Annotated in this window: 16 protein-coding genes and 1 pseudogene; 6 read left to right on the forward strand and 11 right to left on the reverse strand. The window is 38.2% G+C overall.

Features of this window, described 5'->3' with window-relative positions; all coding sequences use genetic code 11:
* Positions 1-18 precede the first annotated feature (18 nt).
* From EKM63_RS08290 to EKM63_RS08310, 5 genes are all read right to left on the reverse strand, one after another.
* Positions 19-354: a hypothetical protein gene (locus tag EKM63_RS08290; protein WP_125705575.1), complete on the reverse strand. Its 336-nt coding sequence runs from the start codon at positions 352-354 to the stop codon at positions 19-21.
* A 99-nt stretch (positions 355-453) separates the two neighbouring features.
* On the reverse strand, positions 454-1,803 hold the full coding sequence (locus EKM63_RS08295; RefSeq protein WP_125705577.1) for an LPXTG cell wall anchor domain-containing protein: 1,350 nt from the start codon (positions 1,801-1,803) through the stop codon (positions 454-456).
* A 346-nt stretch (positions 1,804-2,149) separates the two neighbouring features.
* Complete coding sequence (locus EKM63_RS08300) at positions 2,150-3,499, reverse strand: zinc ribbon domain-containing protein (RefSeq protein WP_125705579.1); 1,350 nt, start codon at positions 3,497-3,499, stop codon at positions 2,150-2,152.
* A gap of 284 nt (positions 3,500-3,783) precedes the next feature.
* Positions 3,784-5,733 carry an ABC transporter ATP-binding protein/permease gene (locus EKM63_RS08305; protein ID WP_125705581.1) on the reverse strand — a complete coding sequence of 650 codons (1,950 nt, stop codon included), beginning with the start codon at positions 5,731-5,733 and terminating at the stop codon, positions 3,784-3,786.
* 61 nt (positions 5,734-5,794) lie between these two features.
* Positions 5,795-6,547: a tyrosine-protein phosphatase gene (locus tag EKM63_RS08310; RefSeq protein WP_125705583.1), complete on the reverse strand. Its 753-nt coding sequence runs from the start codon at positions 6,545-6,547 to the stop codon at positions 5,795-5,797.
* Between the two features lie 62 nt (positions 6,548-6,609).
* On the opposite strand from EKM63_RS08310, the gene EKM63_RS08315 reads away from it, so the two are divergent.
* From EKM63_RS08315 to EKM63_RS08325, 3 genes are all read left to right on the forward strand, one after another.
* A complete protein-coding gene (locus tag EKM63_RS08315) occupies positions 6,610-7,374 on the forward strand; it encodes a glycosyltransferase family 2 protein (RefSeq protein ID WP_125705586.1) in 765 nt (254 codons plus the stop codon).
* A gap of 418 nt (positions 7,375-7,792) precedes the next feature.
* Positions 7,793-8,122 (forward strand): thioredoxin family protein, encoded by a 330-nt coding sequence (locus EKM63_RS08320; RefSeq protein WP_125705587.1) that lies wholly within the window; start codon positions 7,793-7,795, stop codon positions 8,120-8,122.
* Positions 8,123-8,167: 45 nt separating this feature from the next.
* Entirely contained in the window at positions 8,168-8,428 is a 261-nt protein-coding gene (locus EKM63_RS08325) for a metal-sensitive transcriptional regulator (RefSeq protein WP_125705589.1), read from the forward strand.
* A gap of 664 nt (positions 8,429-9,092) precedes the next feature.
* On the opposite strand, the gene EKM63_RS08330 is transcribed toward EKM63_RS08325, so the two are convergent.
* From EKM63_RS08330 to EKM63_RS08350, 5 genes are all read right to left on the reverse strand, one after another.
* Positions 9,093-9,536: an OsmC family protein gene (locus EKM63_RS08330; protein ID WP_125705591.1), complete on the reverse strand. Its 444-nt coding sequence runs from the start codon at positions 9,534-9,536 to the stop codon at positions 9,093-9,095.
* A 564-nt stretch (positions 9,537-10,100) separates the two neighbouring features.
* Entirely contained in the window at positions 10,101-11,078 is a 978-nt protein-coding gene (locus EKM63_RS08335) for an alpha/beta fold hydrolase (RefSeq protein ID WP_125705593.1), read from the reverse strand.
* Positions 11,079-11,099: 21 nt separating this feature from the next.
* Entirely contained in the window at positions 11,100-12,608 is a 1,509-nt protein-coding gene (locus tag EKM63_RS08340; RefSeq protein ID WP_125705595.1) for a sodium:solute symporter, read from the reverse strand.
* The gene (locus EKM63_RS08345) at positions 12,605-13,798 is read right to left on the reverse strand and encodes a cation:proton antiporter (protein WP_125705604.1); all 1,194 of its coding nucleotides are present in this window, start codon (positions 13,796-13,798) and stop codon (positions 12,605-12,607) included. The genes EKM63_RS08340 and EKM63_RS08345 overlap by 4 nt, the downstream gene beginning before the upstream one ends.
* On the reverse strand, positions 13,795-14,541 hold the full coding sequence (locus tag EKM63_RS08350) for a sugar phosphate isomerase/epimerase family protein (protein WP_125705606.1): 747 nt from the start codon (positions 14,539-14,541) through the stop codon (positions 13,795-13,797). Before EKM63_RS08350 ends, EKM63_RS08345 begins: the two co-directional genes overlap by 4 nt.
* A 415-nt stretch (positions 14,542-14,956) precedes the next feature.
* Between EKM63_RS08350 and EKM63_RS08355 the strand changes: the two genes are divergently transcribed.
* Entirely contained in the window at positions 14,957-15,829 is an 873-nt protein-coding gene (locus tag EKM63_RS08355) for an N-acetylneuraminate lyase (protein ID WP_125705608.1), read from the forward strand.
* 12 nt (positions 15,830-15,841) lie between these two features.
* On the forward strand, positions 15,842-16,534 hold the full coding sequence (locus EKM63_RS08360) for an N-acetylmannosamine-6-phosphate 2-epimerase (RefSeq protein ID WP_125705610.1): 693 nt from the start codon (positions 15,842-15,844) through the stop codon (positions 16,532-16,534).
* Positions 16,535-16,587: 53 nt separating this feature from the next.
* On the opposite strand, the gene EKM63_RS08365 is transcribed toward EKM63_RS08360, so the two are convergent.
* Entirely contained in the window at positions 16,588-17,409 is an 822-nt protein-coding gene (locus EKM63_RS08365; RefSeq protein ID WP_125705612.1) for a MurR/RpiR family transcriptional regulator, read from the reverse strand.
* A 97-nt stretch (positions 17,410-17,506) separates the two neighbouring features.
* Here EKM63_RS08365 and EKM63_RS08370 point away from each other — a divergent pair.
* Positions 17,507-18,364 (forward strand): annotated as a pseudogene (locus EKM63_RS08370) (ROK family protein).
* Positions 18,365-18,806: the final 442 nt, after the last annotated feature.

The raw sequence follows: 18,806 nt of genomic DNA on the forward strand, positions 1-18,806 counted from the left end.
AAAAACTTTAAATTGAATCTATAGTGACTTTTCATGTCTTATACCTAACCAAACCAGCGCAATGGAGAAAACTAACAAGTTCAAACCAATGATGACTTCGGAGATGTACAAGATATTATCCATGTTAAAAAGGTAATAACCGCTGTCTGTAGATTGCATATCATGATGCAATGCTACAGGTATTATTTGTTGCGAACTGCTAATACTGGCGGTTTGACTATTTAGCGAGGGATCGAGACCAAGCACGTCGTTCGTTGTTTTTGTATCAACTGAAGCGGCTTTTATCTCAGTAGGATCACTTAGCAAAGTTAGCATAGTCAAAGCTAAAATAAACACTAATATAATTCTACTCATATTATTATTTCGAGTGAGATGCCTATTGAATACAAAGGACTTGGCCATTCCAATCAACCCCAATATTGAAATTCAAAACAATGAATCCCATTCATAAATCTAGTTTTCTTTTCTGCGTTTAATTCCTACAAGTGCTAAGACGCTGGCAAATGCAGCCATGATAGCTCCAGCAACAGTTAATGGTTTTTCAACCTCGTTGCCTGTTTGAGGGAATTTAGCTGCTGAGCTTGCAGCGGCTTTTAGACCGCTGGATGCTCCAGCAACTGCTGCGCCTGCAGCTGCCCCACCGGCAGATCCTTTGTCTGTGGATGATGCGTCAGCTGCAGGTTTCTCACCAGCAGGTTTGGAACCTTCAGCAGCTCCAGAAGTTGAACCTTCACCAGGTTTTTCAGTAGGTGTTTCTGTAGATGGCTTTTCAGTTCCAGTTGTTGTACCACCAGTAGCAGGAGGAGTTGTGGATGTTGTTCCACCGCCAGCAGCGCCTGAGTCAGTAGCACCAGTAGCAGGAGGAGTTGTAGAAGTTGTACCGCCACCAGCAGCACCACCACCAGTTGTACCTGTGTCAGTAGTATCAGTAGGAGTGCCGGTACCAGCAGTAGCATCTGGAGAATCTGTACCAGAAGCACCGCCAGCAGCTGCAGTATCTGTAGGTGTATCTACACTTGATCCAGTGTCTGCAGGAGAAGTTGCGGCTGATCCACTAGATGTACTGTCTGATGGAGTTGTAGCGGGAGCTGTTGTTGCTGTACCAGTTGCGGGTGCAGTAGTGTCAGTCGTTGAGGTTGCTGGCGCAGTTGTTGAAGTAGCATCTGTACCGGAGCCTGCTGCAGGAGCCGTAGTATCAGTCGTAGTTGCTGGTGCTGTTGCAGTACCAGTAGCTGTTCCAGAACCGCCGGCATCAGTAGTTGTAGTTGGAGCAGTTGTCGTAGTTGCAGGAGCTGTTGTAGATGTATCTGTTGGTGCAGTTGTTGAAGTAGCGGGAGCTGTAGTGTCAGTAGTTGTAGCAGGTGCAGTTGTTGTAGTTGCAGGAGCCGTAGTAGAAGTATCTGTAGCAGCAGGTGCAGTCGTTGAAGTAGCAGGAGCTGTAGCATCAGTAGTTGTAGCAGGTGCAGTTGTTGTGGTTGCAGGAGCCGTAGTAGAAGTATCAGTAGTAGCGGGTGCAGTCGTTGAAGCGGCAGGAGCTGTAGTCGTATCAGTAGCAGCAGGAGTTGCTGTTGCTGTAGGTGTTGTTGTTGTATCAGCAGCTGTCGGAGCAGTCGCTGTAGTTGTAGCCGGAGCAGTTGTCGTATCTGTAGTTGTTGGGTCTGTTGTTGCGGCATGAACCTCTCTGGCCGTTACCGCTAATCCAATTGATCCTGCCGCAACGGCAGCAATCAATAATTTAGCAGCACTGTTGAAAGGAACCTTCGTATTCTCAAGCGTAAATGTTTTCGTGTTGTAATTTTTCATATTGTGTATCTCACTTTCAACTAACTAAATAATTTTATTGTTTTATAATTTTTTGAATTTAAGAAATAATAATAAAGAGTGAAAGTTAAAAAGGTGAGTAAAAATGTGATTAAATCTACTTTTTAACTTTCTAACTGGTAATTATATGCAGAAAGTCTAAAGAGTAAACAAAAGTGTATATACTAAATAATTCTAAATAAAATTAAAATATTTATTATGAAATTCATTTATAGATTTTGGTAATAATCAACTGTGGGCGTGTGTCTTGAACACCGTTATATAAAATTGAATGAGAGTATAAAAAAAGACCGATTAGACAATCTAATCGGTCATATGTGCGTTATGATTACTTCTTATTTTTGGGACGTAGCATGTAAGACATCAACCAAGATAAGACAGATGTTCCTAGTAAGACATAGAAACTATAGCCAAATTTTACGACGTTCATATCGGTTGCAACTCCGGTAACTTGCGATACATCGACTATACCAGTGATGAAAATTGCATAAACTGCCACGTAAATAATTGTAGATAATATAGAAAAAATTCTAATTGTTCTAATGCTTCCACGACTTCTGAAGTTTGCCATGATCAAAACTATTATAGGTGACAGGAAGCAAATAAATCTAATTGCTGAAGATAAATTAGTTATCAAAGCTGTTTGTGTTACAACGTTGGCTGAGCTATTTGCCGCAGAGCCAATCATAGTTGAAAGTGAATAACCATTGACGATTGTTCCAAAACAAGTTGCGATGAAACCAACGATTGAAGAAATTATTATTAATTTTTGGACGATATTTCGTCTGTGAGTAGATACTTTTTTCTCAGTAGTTGCTTGTTTTTCCTTAGGCTGTTCACGGCGATGATGCTTGCTTGTACCAGGGATTTCTTCAATAGGTTGAAGATCTGGTCCCAGTTCAGGACCAAGATCAGGAATTTCACCATTTCCTTGATATGGTGGCTCATAAGGTTTGTAGGTATTTTGCTTTTGGGGATTCTGTGGAGCTTGTTGTGCATCTTCCTTGTCAGTTTTACTTCGCTTGAATCGCTTGTTGAGTTTAACTTCATTACCGTGAACGATTTGAGAAGTTAAGAACCAGGCAATTAGAAAGGCGACCAACAATATCCAAGAATACTGTTTTTTGATAAAGAATAGAGCAACAACCAGAACAACTGCAATAATATCAAGATAGATGTTATTTTTCAGGAATTTCCACATATTTTGTAACAATCCGTCTTCTTCATCATCGTCAGATTCTGCTTTTGCGTTGTCAGTTTTTGGAGCTGTATTTTGCGCTTTTACATTTTCACGTGAATTAGGCGTTGGAATAGGACGTTCAGTATTTATAGGATCATCCATTGGGTCCAGTCTGACACTTTGTTGTGATTCCTTCTTTTGAGCTGGAGCCTGCTGTAGGCCACTATCACGGAAGTCATAAACACGAGTTTTGTCGTCGACTTCAGGTTCATCGTGGTTATCTGTAGCTGGCTTTTGAGCAGCTTTTTCTTGCTTTTCTTGTTCCTCTAATTCATTTTCAATATCAGAAAGGGACTTGATAGAATCATCTTTTTTAGGTTCCTCAGGTTTTACATTAGGTTGTGAAGCAAAATTAATATCTTTTTTTAGGGGCAATCCACAGTTCTCACAAAAGTTTTGTGAAGGACTGATTTCGTGACCACAGTTAGGACATACCATTTACATTCCTCCATTTAAATCTATACGCTACTAATTATACAAGACTAAAAAATTAATAACAGAAAATAGAGCAAAGTTCACAGAAAAGTCAAAAACAAGAGTGCAAAACTCGGCGTTAAACTCCCGAGCATAGCCTAGGTAGAGGAATCGCTGACAAAGTCAGCAATTTCACTACCGTAGCTAAGCACAGGGAGTTGCCGAGGTTTGCACGTTTACGCTATAAAGAAAAGAAGCGTTTTACTTTAGAAAAAAAAAGCCCAGAATTATCTAGGCTTTAGTTTAAACTATTCATCAGTCAAGGAATCTCGAGGATCCAACTTAGCTGCGCGATGGGAAGGAGCAAGCGCAGCAATCAAACTAATGATCACACTCACTGCAATTCCGAAAAATGCATTTCCCGGAGAAATACTAATAATTGAAGCCTTAAAGGCATTTTGAGTGATTGAGTTTGCAGCAAATTGCACGATATAAGCAATTATTACCGCAAATGTACCAGATACCAATCCAATCAAGAATGATTCAGAAATAAACATATTTCGGATATCTTTCTTTCTAGCACCAATGGCACGCAGGATACCAATTTCATGGGTACGTTCAGAAACACTGATATAGAGTACAACGATGATCATGATTGCTGAAACTATCAATGAAATTCCAGCAATTGAAGCCAGCACTTCAAAAGCAAGTTTCAAGTAAGTGTTTAAGGTATCGATTATTGCACCAACACCAGTGATTGTATAAGCACTAACTTTTTTACCCTTGCTATCAGTTGTTTTGAGTGACTTTACTCTGCTTTGAATATCAGTGACGTTCAAAGTACTGTTAGCAGTCAATGTGACAAAATTAGGCTCGATTTCAACATTATAATTTGCGGACGCATCACGCAATGTGTCATATGTTATTGCGGTCGAGCCAGTTTTGATAACACCGGAAATAGTTAATTTCTTCTTTACTTCAACTGGAGTTTTGTTGGAGTCTTCAGAAGGTATATAAATCGTCAAAGTTTTACCAATCAGTTTTTTGTAATTCTTATCCAAACGATTGGCGTCTGATTTAAGTAGAATTATTTTATTTTTACCAGGCTTATTACCAGCGACTATGTCACCAGTCTTTTCAGTAGCATTCCAAGTTTGAAAGTAGGGTACGGCAATGTGCTTCTTGTTGTAATGTACCTTAGGAGCCTGCGCAAAATAGGCCTTTTCTATTTTTTCCACGTTAGGAATCTTGGCAAATTTATTGATGTCGGAATTTGTCATTGTAATATTTGATGTATCAGTTGCACTGTTTATTTGACTAGTTGCGACGTTTTTTGTGACCTGAATAGCATTAGGATTGACCTGATCTGACATTTGTTTATTGATGTAATTAGTGATTCCTGAGCCGAGTCCGAGCATAAAGATAACTGCGAAAATACCAACAGCCGCACCAAGAATGATCAGAATATTCCGGCCTTTGGTATAAAGCATGTGTTCCCAAGCAAGTCGGAAAGTCGAGCCAAAGCTCAAATGGGTGATACTGCTATCACGTCTAGATGGACGTACTGGATAATTAGGGCGAATTCTTGTGTCAGAATCAACGACACCATTTGCCAAGTGGACGATCCGAGTACCGTAATTTGCAACTGTCTGTGAGTGAGTTACTGCAATCACGAGTTTCCCCTCTTGGGCAATTTGATTAAGCAATCGCAATACTTCTTCGGTATTTTGTGCATCCAAGGCACCAGTTGGTTCATCAGCGATGATAATATCTGGGTCGTTAGCTAGGGCACGAGCAATTGCAACACGTTGTTTTTGACCACCAGAAAGCTGATTGGGATGTTTGGTCAGATGTTCGGTCAATCCAACTTTTTGTAGCAACATTTTGGCACGTTCCACTCTAGCTGACTTGCTTAAAGCAGACATTTCCAATGGTACTAAAACATTTTCTAAAACAGTTAAGTGACTGATTAGATGGAAACTTTGGAAAACAAATCCAACAGTATGACTTCGATAATTGTCGAGTGCTTTGCTAGAGCCACTTTTAAGTGATTTTCCGTCAACGTAAATTTCACCTTTGAATTGCGAATCAAGTCCACCGATGGTGTTTAGTAATGTAGTTTTACCGCCACCTGATTCACCTAGGATCGAGACAAATTCACCGCGATCTAAGCTTAGATTTATTCCTCTTAAAACTGGAAATTGTTTCTTACCCAGATAAAAGGATTTTTGAACATTTTTAAGCTCAAGAAAACTCATAGATATCCCCATTCCTAAAATGAAATTATTTTAAAGCAATGAATAAATTATATAGTTTTTATTAATCCAAGTAAATTTCTTTTAGTTTTTCCAATTGTTCAGGACTTACGCCCAATGCTTCATTAAGATAGTTTTCGAAGGTACCGTAATAATGTTCGATAGCCTCAATCACAGAACTGATACTCTGGACATCGGCCTTAGTCATATTCATTTTATTGATAGTTTGATCGCCGTTTTCATCGTTCAAAGTATCTTCAATCACATCAGCGTCTTCATACATCAAGTTGGTCAGTAGATAATCTTGAGTAATAGTCTCCATATCGACTCCAAGCGCCTTTAAAATCAAGATAGCTCCGATTCCAGTGCGATCCTTTCCAGCAGCACAGTGAAAGAGAACAGACTGATCAGGTTCAGTGTTTTCTAACAGTAATTCGAATAAAAGTGAGTAAGATTGTTGAGCATGCTTATCAAGAACAACACTTTGGTAAATCAAACCAAGATACGAATCTTCATTGTCAGGGAGAACTCGAGCTAATTTTTCACCATTACCACGCAGGGGATAAACAGGGTCAGGATATACTTTGTAAAAATCAGAAGTTTTGTCTGGCCACATCTTTTGTTCATTCATTGAACGAAAATCAACCACATATTTCAAACCATAATCTTTTAAGTAGTCCATAGTTTTCGGAGTTAAATTACTGATATCGCCAGAACGAAGTAGTTTTTGATACTTAAGCCTTTTTCCAGAGACAGTCGGGTAGCCACCAAGTTCTCGTAAGTTGATGGCACCGTTTAAGTTTAAAATTCGTTTCATGTTTTCCTCCTTTTATTGCTTATGCTAGGTCGTTAGAAGTAAAATGCTATTAAGGTGATTTAATGTTAAATAAAAAGCTATCGATAATTATATCAGCGTACAATGTTGAGAGTTATATTTCTAAAACAATCGAATCATTGGCTGGTCAGACAAATGCCAATTTCAATGTCATAGCTGTAGATGACTGTTCAACCGACAATACACTCAAGGTGCTACGTGACTTTGAAGATCAATATGATTGGTTGACGGTAGTTTGTCATGCTCAAAACGCTGGAGTCTCTGCAGCGAGAAATACCGGTATTCAATCAGCCGATGGAGAGTTGATTACGTTTATCGATGGTGATGATTGGGTCGAACCAAACTATGTTGACTTTTTTCTAAAAAAATATGAAAAATATCCTGAATTGGATTTAGTAACATGCGGATATTATGTAGATATGCCAAATGGCAAGAGTAAAGCAAAGTCAGATAAACAACATCATGAGTTTGCTGACAGGGATGAAGCTATCAAGCAAATTATCAAGATGAACGGCTCCGTGATGGGCTATACCTGGAATAAAGTTTATCGTCGCGACATTATTGTCGATAACAAGCTCAATTTTTTGACTGACCTAGATTTGATGGAAGATCAAGTTTTTAACGTTGAGTATGCTACTGTTGCTGATGGATTTTATCTTGATGACCTGCCACTTTATCATTATGTTTCCCGCAAGAAGAGTATCACTCATAAGTTTGATATTGATAATGTGCTTAATGTCGGTTTAGCTACTATGCGAACTTACAAGACTATTCATCAGAATTCTAAGGATGAGAGGGAAGAGATATAGCATTAACTTCCGTCTCCAGAGCAGAACAATATACTTCGGCTGTGCGGACCGGGGCAAGCCTTGGTCTTGCCCCTCGGTTTTTAGCCTTGCATGGACCGCAAGTCTTAAAACTCGCCCGGTGGTGTAAGAACGGGAAATCTCCGTTCTAACGCCACTTTCACTGCCTTCGCATATTTTTCTGCTCTTCCGACTAATTTAGAAGTTAATCATATTTTTGTATGAAAAATATGATGGTAATACACATAAATATATATTGATCTGATGGAACTGGAAACGGTTCCATTTTTTTGTACCATTCTATTTTACCAAACAACTACCTTGTTATATGAATAAAATGATTATATTTGTTTGAGCATTAATTTTGACGGTTAGTACCCTAGGGGGTATATTCATATACATAAATGTAGGAGGTAAGTATATGGACTCAAAAGTTATCGAAATTCATGATTCAAATTACGAGCAAGAAACTAATACAGGGGTTACTGTTGTTGATTTTAGAGCGGACTGGTGTCCTCCATGTAAAATGATGGATCCTATTTTGAAAAAATTATCGACTGATGAGGTTTTAGGTAGTAAAGTTAAATTTACTTCGATGAATGTTGATAATGATCCTCAAACTGCAGGTGCATTGGGTGTTCAAGGTATCCCAACATTCTTGATCAAAAAAGATGGTAAAATTGTAAGTACAATGGTTGGAGCTAGACCTAAAGATGCATTTAGAGCAGAAATCGAGAAGCATCTAGATTAATTATCCTGACGTCTAAATGATTTCAACTACCACTGGGGGTATTATATGTCCGAGGAAAAGGATTTTGTTAGTAGTGATCAAATTAAATTACGCTTGAAAAAATCATATGGTCAACTGGATGGAATCATGAAGATGATGGATGATGGCCGCAGTTGCGAGGACGTACTTGTGCAGCTGTCTGCAGTTAAGTCTAGTATCGATAAGGCAATGAAATTAGTTATAGCGGAAAATATTCGCCAATGTGTTGATGGGGCGGATACTGAAAAGTTGCAGCATTCTTTGGATTTGTTGTTGAAGACTAAGTAGGTGTTTTGATGTCGATTCCGAACTCAAATCGATTACTTTGAGGAACGTACGTCGCCTGTGGCGCGTGCGCAACCGTCTGAAATGTTGGCTACGCCAACGGACAACTAAGGAAGGGAACGTAGCTGGACCACTTGGAGCTTTCCCAAGTTCAGGGAAATCTTCAAGCTGGTCCTTTTGCTAAGTCGAGTTTCTCGACTAACCAAAATTTAGCTACTGAGCCGAAATCGATTTGAGTTCTACATCTAGATAAACGTAAATTTTAACGGATACGGAAGGACGCTGTAACTGTACGGTATCCTTTGGTTTGCTGGTGTCTGTGTTTGATTATTATATGAATAAATAGTAAACGACCTAATTCAGAATGTGACTGAATTAGGTCGTTTTTTTGTTTGTTTTACTAATAAACAGTTGTGCATCAAGAAAATATATTTAATCTACAAAATACAAAACCGTGGTTGACTTTAAACTAGATGGAGAAGGGAAATCGATTTGGGCCAAGTGGTGAGATTTCCATTGGTGTACGAAGTACACTTAGGGAAAGGTTCGACTTTGAGATGATTGCGTTTTTTGCAATTAGCTCAAAGCGATGCCCACCACGTCACGGCCCAAAAATCGATTTCCCTTCGGAATCGGCATTAAAGCTCAACCACACAAACCCTCAAACCTACTCGAAAACTGCTATCTTTGTTTCAAACTCTGGTGTATTTTCAATCGTGTCATGTACTGGGCATGTAGCATTAATAAAATCTACGAAATTCTGGATCTCCTCATCAGTATTATCAGCATCGATATAAAATGTTGAAATTAGTTTAGAGAAACCAATTTTTGCATCTGGATTCTTTCCTAAAAATCCATCTAAGTCGATAACACCATCCACATTAACGCGGATATTATTTAAATTGATACCTTTTGCTTTTGCAAAACCTTTAGCTGTCATAACTTGGCATGATCCCAGCGCTGTAAGAAGTGCCTCAATTGGATTCATACCTTTGTTTGTACCTGCTGAAGTAACGGGTTCGTCAAGTGTAACGTCGAAGTCGCGTACCTTTGCGGAAACTTCGTATCCTGTAATAGAAGTAACCTCAGATGTAAATGTTTCGTTTGCCATGATAAATCCCCCTTATGGTATTAATATATTTATGTAACCTATAACAAATTGTAACGTACACAGACAGAAGAATCCAAGGACTTTGTGACAAAATTATCAAAATAAAGTATTCGATTAAAAAAAGAAAACTTTTGATTTACTCTATCGTAAATAATTAATCATTTACTGCCAAGAATGAATCGTACATAAATAGAACAGTTAAACAATTGCCGAATCAATATTTTCAAGTGAAAATCCAAGACAAATGTTACGTATTTTGTATGGATGATAATCACAACAGTGATCGATTCACACGCAACAAACGCTCTGTATAAAAAGTTTCGAGAATTTTATTCTAGTCTAGATGCAGAAGGGAAATCGATTTGGGCCAAGTGGTGAGATTTCCATTAGTGTACGAAGTACACTTAGGGAAAGGCTCGACTTTGAGATGATTGCATTCCTTGCAATTAGCTCAAAGCGATGCCAACCACGTCACGGTCCAAGAATCGATTTCCCTTCGGAATCGGCAGTACCAGCCCAACAAAAAAGCCTTCGCAAAAACGAAGGCTTTTCTCATACACAGAACTACATCTGTGTCTTTAGAGCTATTTGTGAACCGCTCAACCAATTTAGAACAACATCGTTAACATGAACGTGCATATCTTCGTGCCCATATTCTGGTAATAAGAACATTTCTTTATCGCAATCTAATCGATTGTATATGGCAAATTGAGTTGAAGGGAAACATATTTTATCTTCGAGTCCAGTTATCAGTTTAACTGGATTCTTGATGCGGTGTGCCATATTTTTAATATCGATATAGGATAATGTTTTTAAAATTTGAGCTTCGGTTGTGTGGAACGGATCTGAGAACTTAAAGTATCTAAAGAATTCATCATATGGCTCATCTTGATTGCCCAATTCTAAGACACGTTTGAAGTCAGATAAGAAGGGGTAAATAACGGTTGTGAAACTGATTTTTGGATTCAAGGCGGCGGCTACGAGCGATAGCGCACCTCCTTGTGATCCTCCATACGTATATAGTTTTTTATCATCGACTTGGGGCAATCCAGCGATGATTTCCACTAATTCGTAAACGTCTAAATAAACATCTTTAAAGAATAGTTTTTCTCGGCCTTCGATAGCGCCCCTAATGATATGGCCTTTAACTGTATTTCCGTTATAAATTGATTTGTCTTGTGACTTTCCTGACTGACCACGGACGTCCATGGCAACGACGCCTAACCCCGCGGCAGGGTATTGAAGTAGTGTTGCCCAATCTGAGGACTGGCCCATGTAGCCGTGGAAATTAAAGACAACGGGGAACTTACTTTCAGTTTTTGGGAAAATACATTTTGCATAAATCGTTGATTTGTCGGGACTCTCAAAGGTCAACTCGTAGCAATCTACATTGGGAAGATTGAATGACTGGGGTGTCAACTTGTAATTATAGGAGGAGGGTAGCTTTTCAATCTGTTCGTCCCAAAATTGATCGAAATCTTCTGGGACTTCTTGACGTCCCCGGTAAGTTTTCATTTCTTCCAAAGGCATTGTATCTTGCATGCTTTACACTTCTTTCAAAAATTATTGTTTGACGTAATCTTCTTTAACAGTTGCGGCTGTTAGACCAACAATGTTGTGAATGTATTTCTTTGGTGCAAAGAAACTAAGGATATAAGTGAATGCAAATGATGAAATGAAGGCAACTGTAGCAACAATCAATGATGAATCACTGTTTTGTTGTACAAATACTGTAACTGCAACACTTAAGATCAATCCTAGAATTGCACCAAATGAGTTTGAACGTTTGGTAAAGATTCCGGCTGCGAAGATACCAGCAATAGGAACACCAAACAATCCAGTAACTGTTAGGAACAAGTCCCAGGTTTTAGATGCATTACCAACTAATAGATAGATCGACATTGATAGTCCAAATAATCCTGTAACGATGATAACGATACGTGCAAGTGTAACGTCGGAAATTTTCTTCCATTTGTTATCAAAGAATCTTTGCTTGAAGTCGGTAACGAAACATGAAGAGATGGCATTCAAACTTGAAGCAATTGTTGATTGTGCAGCTGCGAAGATTGCGGCGATAACTAATCCGGCAATTCCGGCAGGTATTTCTGTAATAACAAAGTAAGGAACTAAGGCACTTGTGTTGAATCCTTGTGGTAGGCCACCCATATTCTTGTAGTAACTGAATAGAACAGTTCCCATACCGAAGAATAATGGAATTGTGATCAAAGCAAGAATACCGTTTGTCCATAGAGATTTGTTTGTTTCTTTTTGTGTAGCAGTAGTTTGATAACGTTGGACAACGTCTTGACTACCAGTATATTGATACAAAGTATTGAAGAATTGACCAGCAAAGATCAATGGAATAAATTTGGTCAAATCACCGATATGCATATCTGCACCGGAAAGGATTTTGTGGTTAGAGATTGCGTCACTTACGACTGTACCAAATCCACCTTTAACTGTAAATCCACCAATAAGTACAACTAGAAGAGCACCACCAAGTAGTAAGATACCTTGGATAACATCACTCCAGATAACACCTTCGATACCACCTAAGAATGTGTAGATGATACATAGACCACCAACAACACAGGCGATAAGGATAGGATTAATATTTGAAACTGATGTGATAGCAATGATAGGAAGATAAATAACAATTGCTACACGTCCGATATGATAAAGCATGAATAATGCTGAACCAATAACTCTGATAATTGGGCTGAAACGTTCTTCTAAGTATTCATAAGCTGTTGTTACTTGTAGCTTTCTGAAGAAAGGAACGTAATATTTGATCAAAAGAGGAACAATAAGAATGATACTCAATGATCCGACACCGTATGCCCAGTCTTTCAAATAGGCTTGTTCCGGTGTTGACATAAATGTAATGGCACTTAATGTTGTTGCGTAAATACTAAATCCTGCGGCCCATGCAGGAATGCTACTTTTTGCTTTAAAGAATGCATCAGTATTTTTACTAGCCTTCTTTGTAAAATAAACTCCGACACCAAGCATAGCTAGTAGATAAATTACTAAGACAATCCAGTTTAGGGTTCCAAAACCGACTTTTGTCATACTTTCACCTCATTAATTGAATCAGATCTAATTTTTTTTGGAGCTGTTTGTCTCTGAATAAAGAATTTCAGAATCAATGGAGCAATTATTGTTGTCACAACGGTAACTAAAATCATCGCTGTGTAATGATTTTGATCGATAAGTTTGGCACCCAGCGCAACGTTCGCCACTACTAATGCCATTTCCCCCCTAGATATCATTCCTGCACCTACGACGTTTGATTCGTTCCAATTGAGTTGGAACATCTTAGCGCCCAAGGCTCCACCGATCTGTTTTCCAATAATTGCAATTACTATCAATGAAATGATAAAGACTAAGTCGTTTTGCAATCCTTTGAAGGTAATGTTTAAACCAATACTTACGAAGAAAACAGGTATGAAGATTGAATATCCGATCGGTTCGATCTTTTCGGTAAGTGTTTCTTTGAACTTCGTTTCTGATAAAGCAATTCCGGCAAAGTAAGCACCAAGCACGTCACTCATTCCCAGAGCAACAGCGATTGCAGCGAAGCCAAAACATAAAATCACAGCTCCAGTAGCAATATTTTCACTAGTGTTTAATTTGCTGAAGAAGGACATAAATGGTGGGACGAACCAGCGCCCCAATACCAACATAGCTACGAAGAATAGTAGTTTAGTTGAAATCATTAACCAGACAGGTTGATTACTGCTGGCTCCTGATCCGAAGAATGCGACACAAATTCCTAGCAAGATAACACAGATAATATCATCAGCCACTGCAGCGCCAAGGATAATTGCACCTTCTTTAGTGTTGAGCCGTCCCATCTCTTTCAAAACTTGAACGGAGATACTGACCGATGTTGCGCTCAATATCAAGCCGATGAAGATTGCTGTCGTCCATTTGAATCCGAAGACTAATGCGCAAAGGGATGCGGCAGTGATAGTAGGGAAGATGACCCCAAGAACGGCAACTGTCAAAGCTGGTTTCCAAAATTTCATCAATAAGTGTAGATCGCCCTCTAGTCCAGCGATGAACATTAGGACGATGACACCGATCTCTGAGAAATACTGGATGAATGTTGTTCCGACTAAAATATGAAGAACAGCGGGTCCTGCAATTACACCGACTAACAATTCACCGATAACGCTAGGAAAGTTTAAAACATTGGATAAATGTGCACCTAGTTTTGTTAAAAGAAGAATCAGAACTAATTGAACTAAATAGCTCATGCTTCTGCGACACGTTCCGCCAAAAGATTATTAACTTTCTGGATTTGACCATCTAAGTCTTTTTCAGAAATTTCATATTCTAAGAAAACAGGAACATCACTCTTTAAGTTTTTAACTAGGCATTTCCAATCTGTAGCTCCCTCATCCAATAAAACAGTTTCTTTATCCTTGATATCTTTCAAATGGAAGACTGTGATATCTTCGGATAAATTTTTAAATGCATCTACTGGATCTTCATAGACCCAATACCAATTGCCTGAATCAAAAGTATATCCAACTGGAACGTCGGCTTCTTTTAATTTCAATAATTGGGATGTGAATGTATCAAGGACACCATTATTATTGGGTTGATTCTCAATTGTGACTTTTACATTGTATTTGGATAATAGGTCTTTAACATCTTCAAATTGTTCCTCAGTGATTTCAGATAAATCACCAAGACTGATTTTCAATTGATCAACATGATATTTTTCAGCCATCTGTAAGTGCTGTTCAAAATTTGGATTGATCGTATTCTTGAGAAATAATTCATCAGGTATTGAATAGAAGAACTTCCAATCGTTATCGGCACATAATAGAAAGATTTGTTTCATCTCTTCATTTTTTGTTGCCTCATTGAACAACTCACCACGAACTTCGATATTATCGACGTTGCGATCTGTTAAACCTTTTAAGCAGACAAGCTGACTCGCACCTGCTTGTATTTCATGTATAAAAACTGCTGTATTAATAGATACATGCATAATTTTTCCACCTCTCAAAACAAAAAAACCGTCACTAATAGGTGCACCAGAAGGCACCTACTAGTAGCGGTTAGAATGATTGGGGTAACTATTACGGTAAGTAATATAGCATGTATAAATGGAAATGTAAACGCTTTACTGATAATTTTTACTATATTTTTCATATATGAAAATCTTTACCTATTATATAAAACATAAACGTTATTTCATGAAGTTTAAGAGAGTATTAAGCTCAAATAATAGTTGAAAATTTTCTTTTATGTGAATAAATGCACTTGTGTCGGCTATAGCTCAGTTAAACGATAATTATTATCGTAAATCGACATTGAAATATAAATTATTGTATTGTATATTAATCCCAGCGGTAGGGGATTGGAAACTATTACATAATTAAAAAAATCAATCGAGGTTTAATATGAAAAAATTATATTCAGCATTAATGACAGCTTTTAACGAAGACGGTTCTGTAAATGAAGCCGGAATCAGAGAAATGGTTCGTTACAACATTGACGTTAACAAAGTTGATGGATTGTATGTCGGTGGTAGTACTGGTGAAAACTTCAATATGAGCCATGACCAAAAAGTTCAAGTATTCAAAACAGCTATTGATGAAGCTGGCGATGCAATTGATTTGATTGCTCAAGTTGGTTCACTAGACTTAAACGAATCAAAAGAACTAGCTAAGTTAGTTACTGATCTTGGATATCCAAAGATTTCAGCTGTAACTCCTTTCTATTACAACTATACATTTGAACAAATTAAAAACTACTATAACGAAATTGTAAAAGATGTTGATAACAAACTTGTTATTTACTCAATTCCTGTTCTTACAGGTGTTTCACTTTCAATTGATCAATTCGCTGAATTGTTCGAAAATCCAAAAATCATCGGTATCAAGTATACAAATGCTGACTTCTTCCTATTAGAAAGAGTTCGTAACAGATTCCCTGACAAATTGATTCTTTCAGGATTTGATGAAATGCTACTTCCTGCACTTGCACTTAATGTTGACGGAGCTATCGGTTCAACTTATAACTTGAATGCAAAACGTGCTAAAGCTGAAATGGTTGCCTTTGACGAAGGTGATATCGATAAAGCTCGTGAATTGCAAAAAGTAAGTAACGATGCAATTTCTGCATTGATTGCTAACGACATTTATCCTTCATTGAAACTTGTATTTGAAGAAATGGGTGTACATGCTGGTGTTACAAAGGCTCCTATGTCAAAACCAACTCCTGAAATGATTGCCGGCGCAAAGAAAATCTATAACGACTACTTTAAAGATTAAGAAGTGAATGAGATGAAAAACAATTTTTTAGAAACCGTAAATAAAAAGTTGATCGTGTCATGTCAGGCATTGCCAAAAGAACCACTCCATAGTTCATTTATTATGTCGAGAATGGCACGAGCAGCTAAAGAAGCAGGTTCAGTGGCTATCCGCTGTAACTCTGTAGTAGATATTCAAGCAATTCAAGATGAGACAGAATTGCCGGTCATTGGATTAAACAAGGTGGACTACCCGGATTCACCAGTTTATATCACACCGACTATGAAGGAAATGCGTGCAGTTGCAAGTACAGGTGCAGAAGTTGTTGCCTGTGATGTTACTGGTCAAAAACGTCCTCATGACGAAAAATTGGCAGATATTGTTGCGCAGATGAGAAAAGAATTTCCTGATACTTTGTTGATGGCTGATACGGCAACATTAGACAATGTTCGAGAAGCAAACGAATTAGGGTTCGACATTGTTGGTACTACTATGCATGGTTATACTCCTGAAACTGAGGGGATGAATCTTGCTGATAATGACTTTGAATATTTGAAGTCAGTATTAGAAACATCAACTACTCCAGTTATTGCTGAGGGTAAAGTTGATACTCCTGAAAAAGCTCGCAGATGCATAGAGCTTGGATGTCATGCGGTCGTAGTTGGTGGTGCCATTACAAGACCATTGGAAATAGCATCAAGATTTATCAATGCCGTAAATGCATAAAAAAGAGCTGATGGGATAATTTGACTAATTCAAATCTCCATCGGCTCTTCTTTTTATAAACTATTATTAAATTTGTTTTCCATAACAATTTCTACGGTATGATTTAATCGACGTCTGAATGTTTCGTTTTCTAACAGCAGTGTTGTGATTATATCTAGCACATAAGTTATAGCAAACTGTGAGTTGACGAAATGTGTGTTATCGACGAAATCACTGTTTTTGACGAGAACAGGGTAATCGCTTAGTTCATACAATTTACTCTTCTCGACACCAGTAATACCGATAACTTTTGTACCATTTTTTTGAGCCATTGCGGCAGCCTTGTTGAGATCACTAGTACTACCAGAAGATGAGAGTGCCAGAATGACGTCGTCTTTGCCAATGATGCCACTTGTAATATACATGATGTGACTTTCATTCATTGGAAAAGCAGCAATACCCATTCTTATCAGACGTTGAGACATCTCCTGGGCAGTGTAACCTGAGCTTCCGATACCAAAAATATATATTCGGCGACAATTAGAAATTACTTCGACGATTTTTCTCAACTCGTCCATTTTCAAACGTTCAGAGGTGTCACTTAGGACGTTCTTATAGAAGCTAAAAACGTCGTCAGCAATTGAACCTTTACTGATCTCTTTAGCTTCAGGCTTACCGCCACTGGCAAGTTGCAGTTTGAATTCGTAAAAATCACGACAGTTCATCTTCTTGACGAAACGAGTGATAGTCGCATTACTGACCTCAACTTTTTTTGCAAGGGTAGTAATACTCATTTGTTGGACTTCTTGGGGACTTTGGATTACCTGGAGAGCAACTTTACGTTCTTGACGTGATAATGAAGGCAACTGATCTTCGACCATTTTTAAAATATTCATAGTATTGACTCCTTTAACAGAGACTTTACCACAAATAATAAATATCGAAATATAAAAATACAATAATAATTTACTGGATTAGATTGGAGAATTAATTATGAGCAAACAATTCCTGGCGTTTGATGTTGGCGGTACCACAATTAAGTATGGTTTAGTCGATGAAAATTTAAATATTAGTGATACTGGAAAAGTAGATACAAAGCACAACGAGAATGGATTTATTCTGAAACAATTGACAGCAATCACGGAAAAATTTCAAAAAGACAATTATATAGATGGAGTTGGTGTTAGTACAGCTGGAATAGTCGGTAGTGACGGAGCTATTTTGTATGCCGGACCAACTATACCTGGTTATCAAGGCACAGCTATCAAAGAAGAACTTGAAAATAAATTCAAGTTGCCAGTCTTTGTTGTAAACGATGTTGACGCTGCTTTGTTGGGCGAAAAAATTGCTGGAGTTGCCAAGAATGTTGATTCTGCATATTGTGTTGCTCTAGGAACAGGTATTGGTGGATCGTATTTGAATCATGGAATCTTGAATAGTGGTAGCCACGCTTTCGCAAACTCAGTTGGTTATATTTTGTATGATGAGAAAAGCGATACTTATTATGAACAAAGAGCTTCTACTTTAACTTTGGAAAAGAACCTTAAACCATATAATGTCAGTGTTATTGATGCTTTTGATATGGCAAAAGGTGGTATGGAAACTTAACGCAATATTATTGAAGATTGGGCACATGAAGTTGCTGCCGGGTTGGCTAATATTGTTTTGTTGTACGATCCTGAAGTTTTGGTTATTGGTGGAGCTGTGTCTCAACAGGGTGATTTCTTGATCGATATGTTGCATAAGCATATGAGCAAGATGATTCCTGAGGGGTTGTTCAAGACTTCGTTGGCTATTGCAAAGTTGACAGATAAGGCTCAGCTGCTCGGCGCTATTTCCCAATTTGTATGATGTTTTGGGGTGTGATTCAGATGTCGATTCCGAAAGAAAAACGATTTTTCGGGGCTGGAACGTAGCCGGACCACTTGGAGCTTTCCCAAGTTCAGGGAAATCTTCAAGCTGGCCCTTTTGCTAAGTCGAGTTCCTCGACTAACCAAAATTTGGCTACTTAGCCCAAATCGTTTTTCTTTCTCCATCTAGGTTGCGTACACAAAAAATCATACTTATCTCCTTTTTTGGTTGGATTTGAGGATGTTTCATATGTGGGGCATGACCATTAAACTGTTTTCTTTACGAAAGAATTGATGTGATTCGGCCCAAGGTATAGTTATGCGAGCTGTTTTATACCTTGAATTTACACTCTAAGTGCAACACCTTTTATAAATAAAAACTGACTCATCAGAGACAGCGTAAAATGAAGTTTGTCTAGAACAACATTTACGGAGGTCAACTA

The organism is Companilactobacillus mishanensis (genome assembly GCF_003946505.1).
Lineage (GTDB): Bacteria > Bacillota > Bacilli > Lactobacillales > Lactobacillaceae > Companilactobacillus > Companilactobacillus mishanensis.

Bases quoted from the DNA above. Each gene is read 5' to 3' on its own strand.
- EKM63_RS08295 (WP_125705577.1), bottom strand. From the start codon at position 1,803: ATGAAAAATTACAACACGAAAACATTTACGCTTGAGAATACGAAGGTT.
- EKM63_RS08290 (WP_125705575.1), bottom strand. From the start codon at position 354: ATGAGTAGAATTATATTAGTGTTTATTTTAGCTTTGACTATGCTAACT.
- EKM63_RS08305 (WP_125705581.1), bottom strand. From the start codon at position 5,733: ATGAGTTTTCTTGAGCTTAAAAATGTTCAAAAATCCTTTTATCTGGGT.
- EKM63_RS08355 (WP_125705608.1), top strand. From the start codon at position 14,957: ATGAAAAAATTATATTCAGCATTAATGACAGCTTTTAACGAAGACGGT.
- EKM63_RS08325 (WP_125705589.1), top strand. From the start codon at position 8,168: ATGTCCGAGGAAAAGGATTTTGTTAGTAGTGATCAAATTAAATTACGC.
- EKM63_RS08300 (WP_125705579.1), bottom strand. From the start codon at position 3,499: ATGGTATGTCCTAACTGTGGTCACGAAATCAGTCCTTCACAAAACTTT.
- EKM63_RS08350 (WP_125705606.1), bottom strand. From the start codon at position 14,541: ATGCATGTATCTATTAATACAGCAGTTTTTATACATGAAATACAAGCA.
- EKM63_RS08360 (WP_125705610.1), top strand. From the start codon at position 15,842: ATGAAAAACAATTTTTTAGAAACCGTAAATAAAAAGTTGATCGTGTCA.
- EKM63_RS08310 (WP_125705583.1), bottom strand. From the start codon at position 6,547: ATGAAACGAATTTTAAACTTAAACGGTGCCATCAACTTACGAGAACTT.
- EKM63_RS08345 (WP_125705604.1), bottom strand. From the start codon at position 13,798: ATGAGCTATTTAGTTCAATTAGTTCTGATTCTTCTTTTAACAAAACTA.
- EKM63_RS08320 (WP_125705587.1), top strand. From the start codon at position 7,793: ATGGACTCAAAAGTTATCGAAATTCATGATTCAAATTACGAGCAAGAA.
- EKM63_RS08335 (WP_125705593.1), bottom strand. From the start codon at position 11,078: ATGCAAGATACAATGCCTTTGGAAGAAATGAAAACTTACCGGGGACGT.
- EKM63_RS08330 (WP_125705591.1), bottom strand. From the start codon at position 9,536: ATGGCAAACGAAACATTTACATCTGAGGTTACTTCTATTACAGGATAC.
- EKM63_RS08365 (WP_125705612.1), bottom strand. From the start codon at position 17,409: ATGAATATTTTAAAAATGGTCGAAGATCAGTTGCCTTCATTATCACGT.
- EKM63_RS08340 (WP_125705595.1), bottom strand. From the start codon at position 12,608: ATGACAAAAGTCGGTTTTGGAACCCTAAACTGGATTGTCTTAGTAATT.
- EKM63_RS08315 (WP_125705586.1), top strand. From the start codon at position 6,610: ATGTTAAATAAAAAGCTATCGATAATTATATCAGCGTACAATGTTGAG.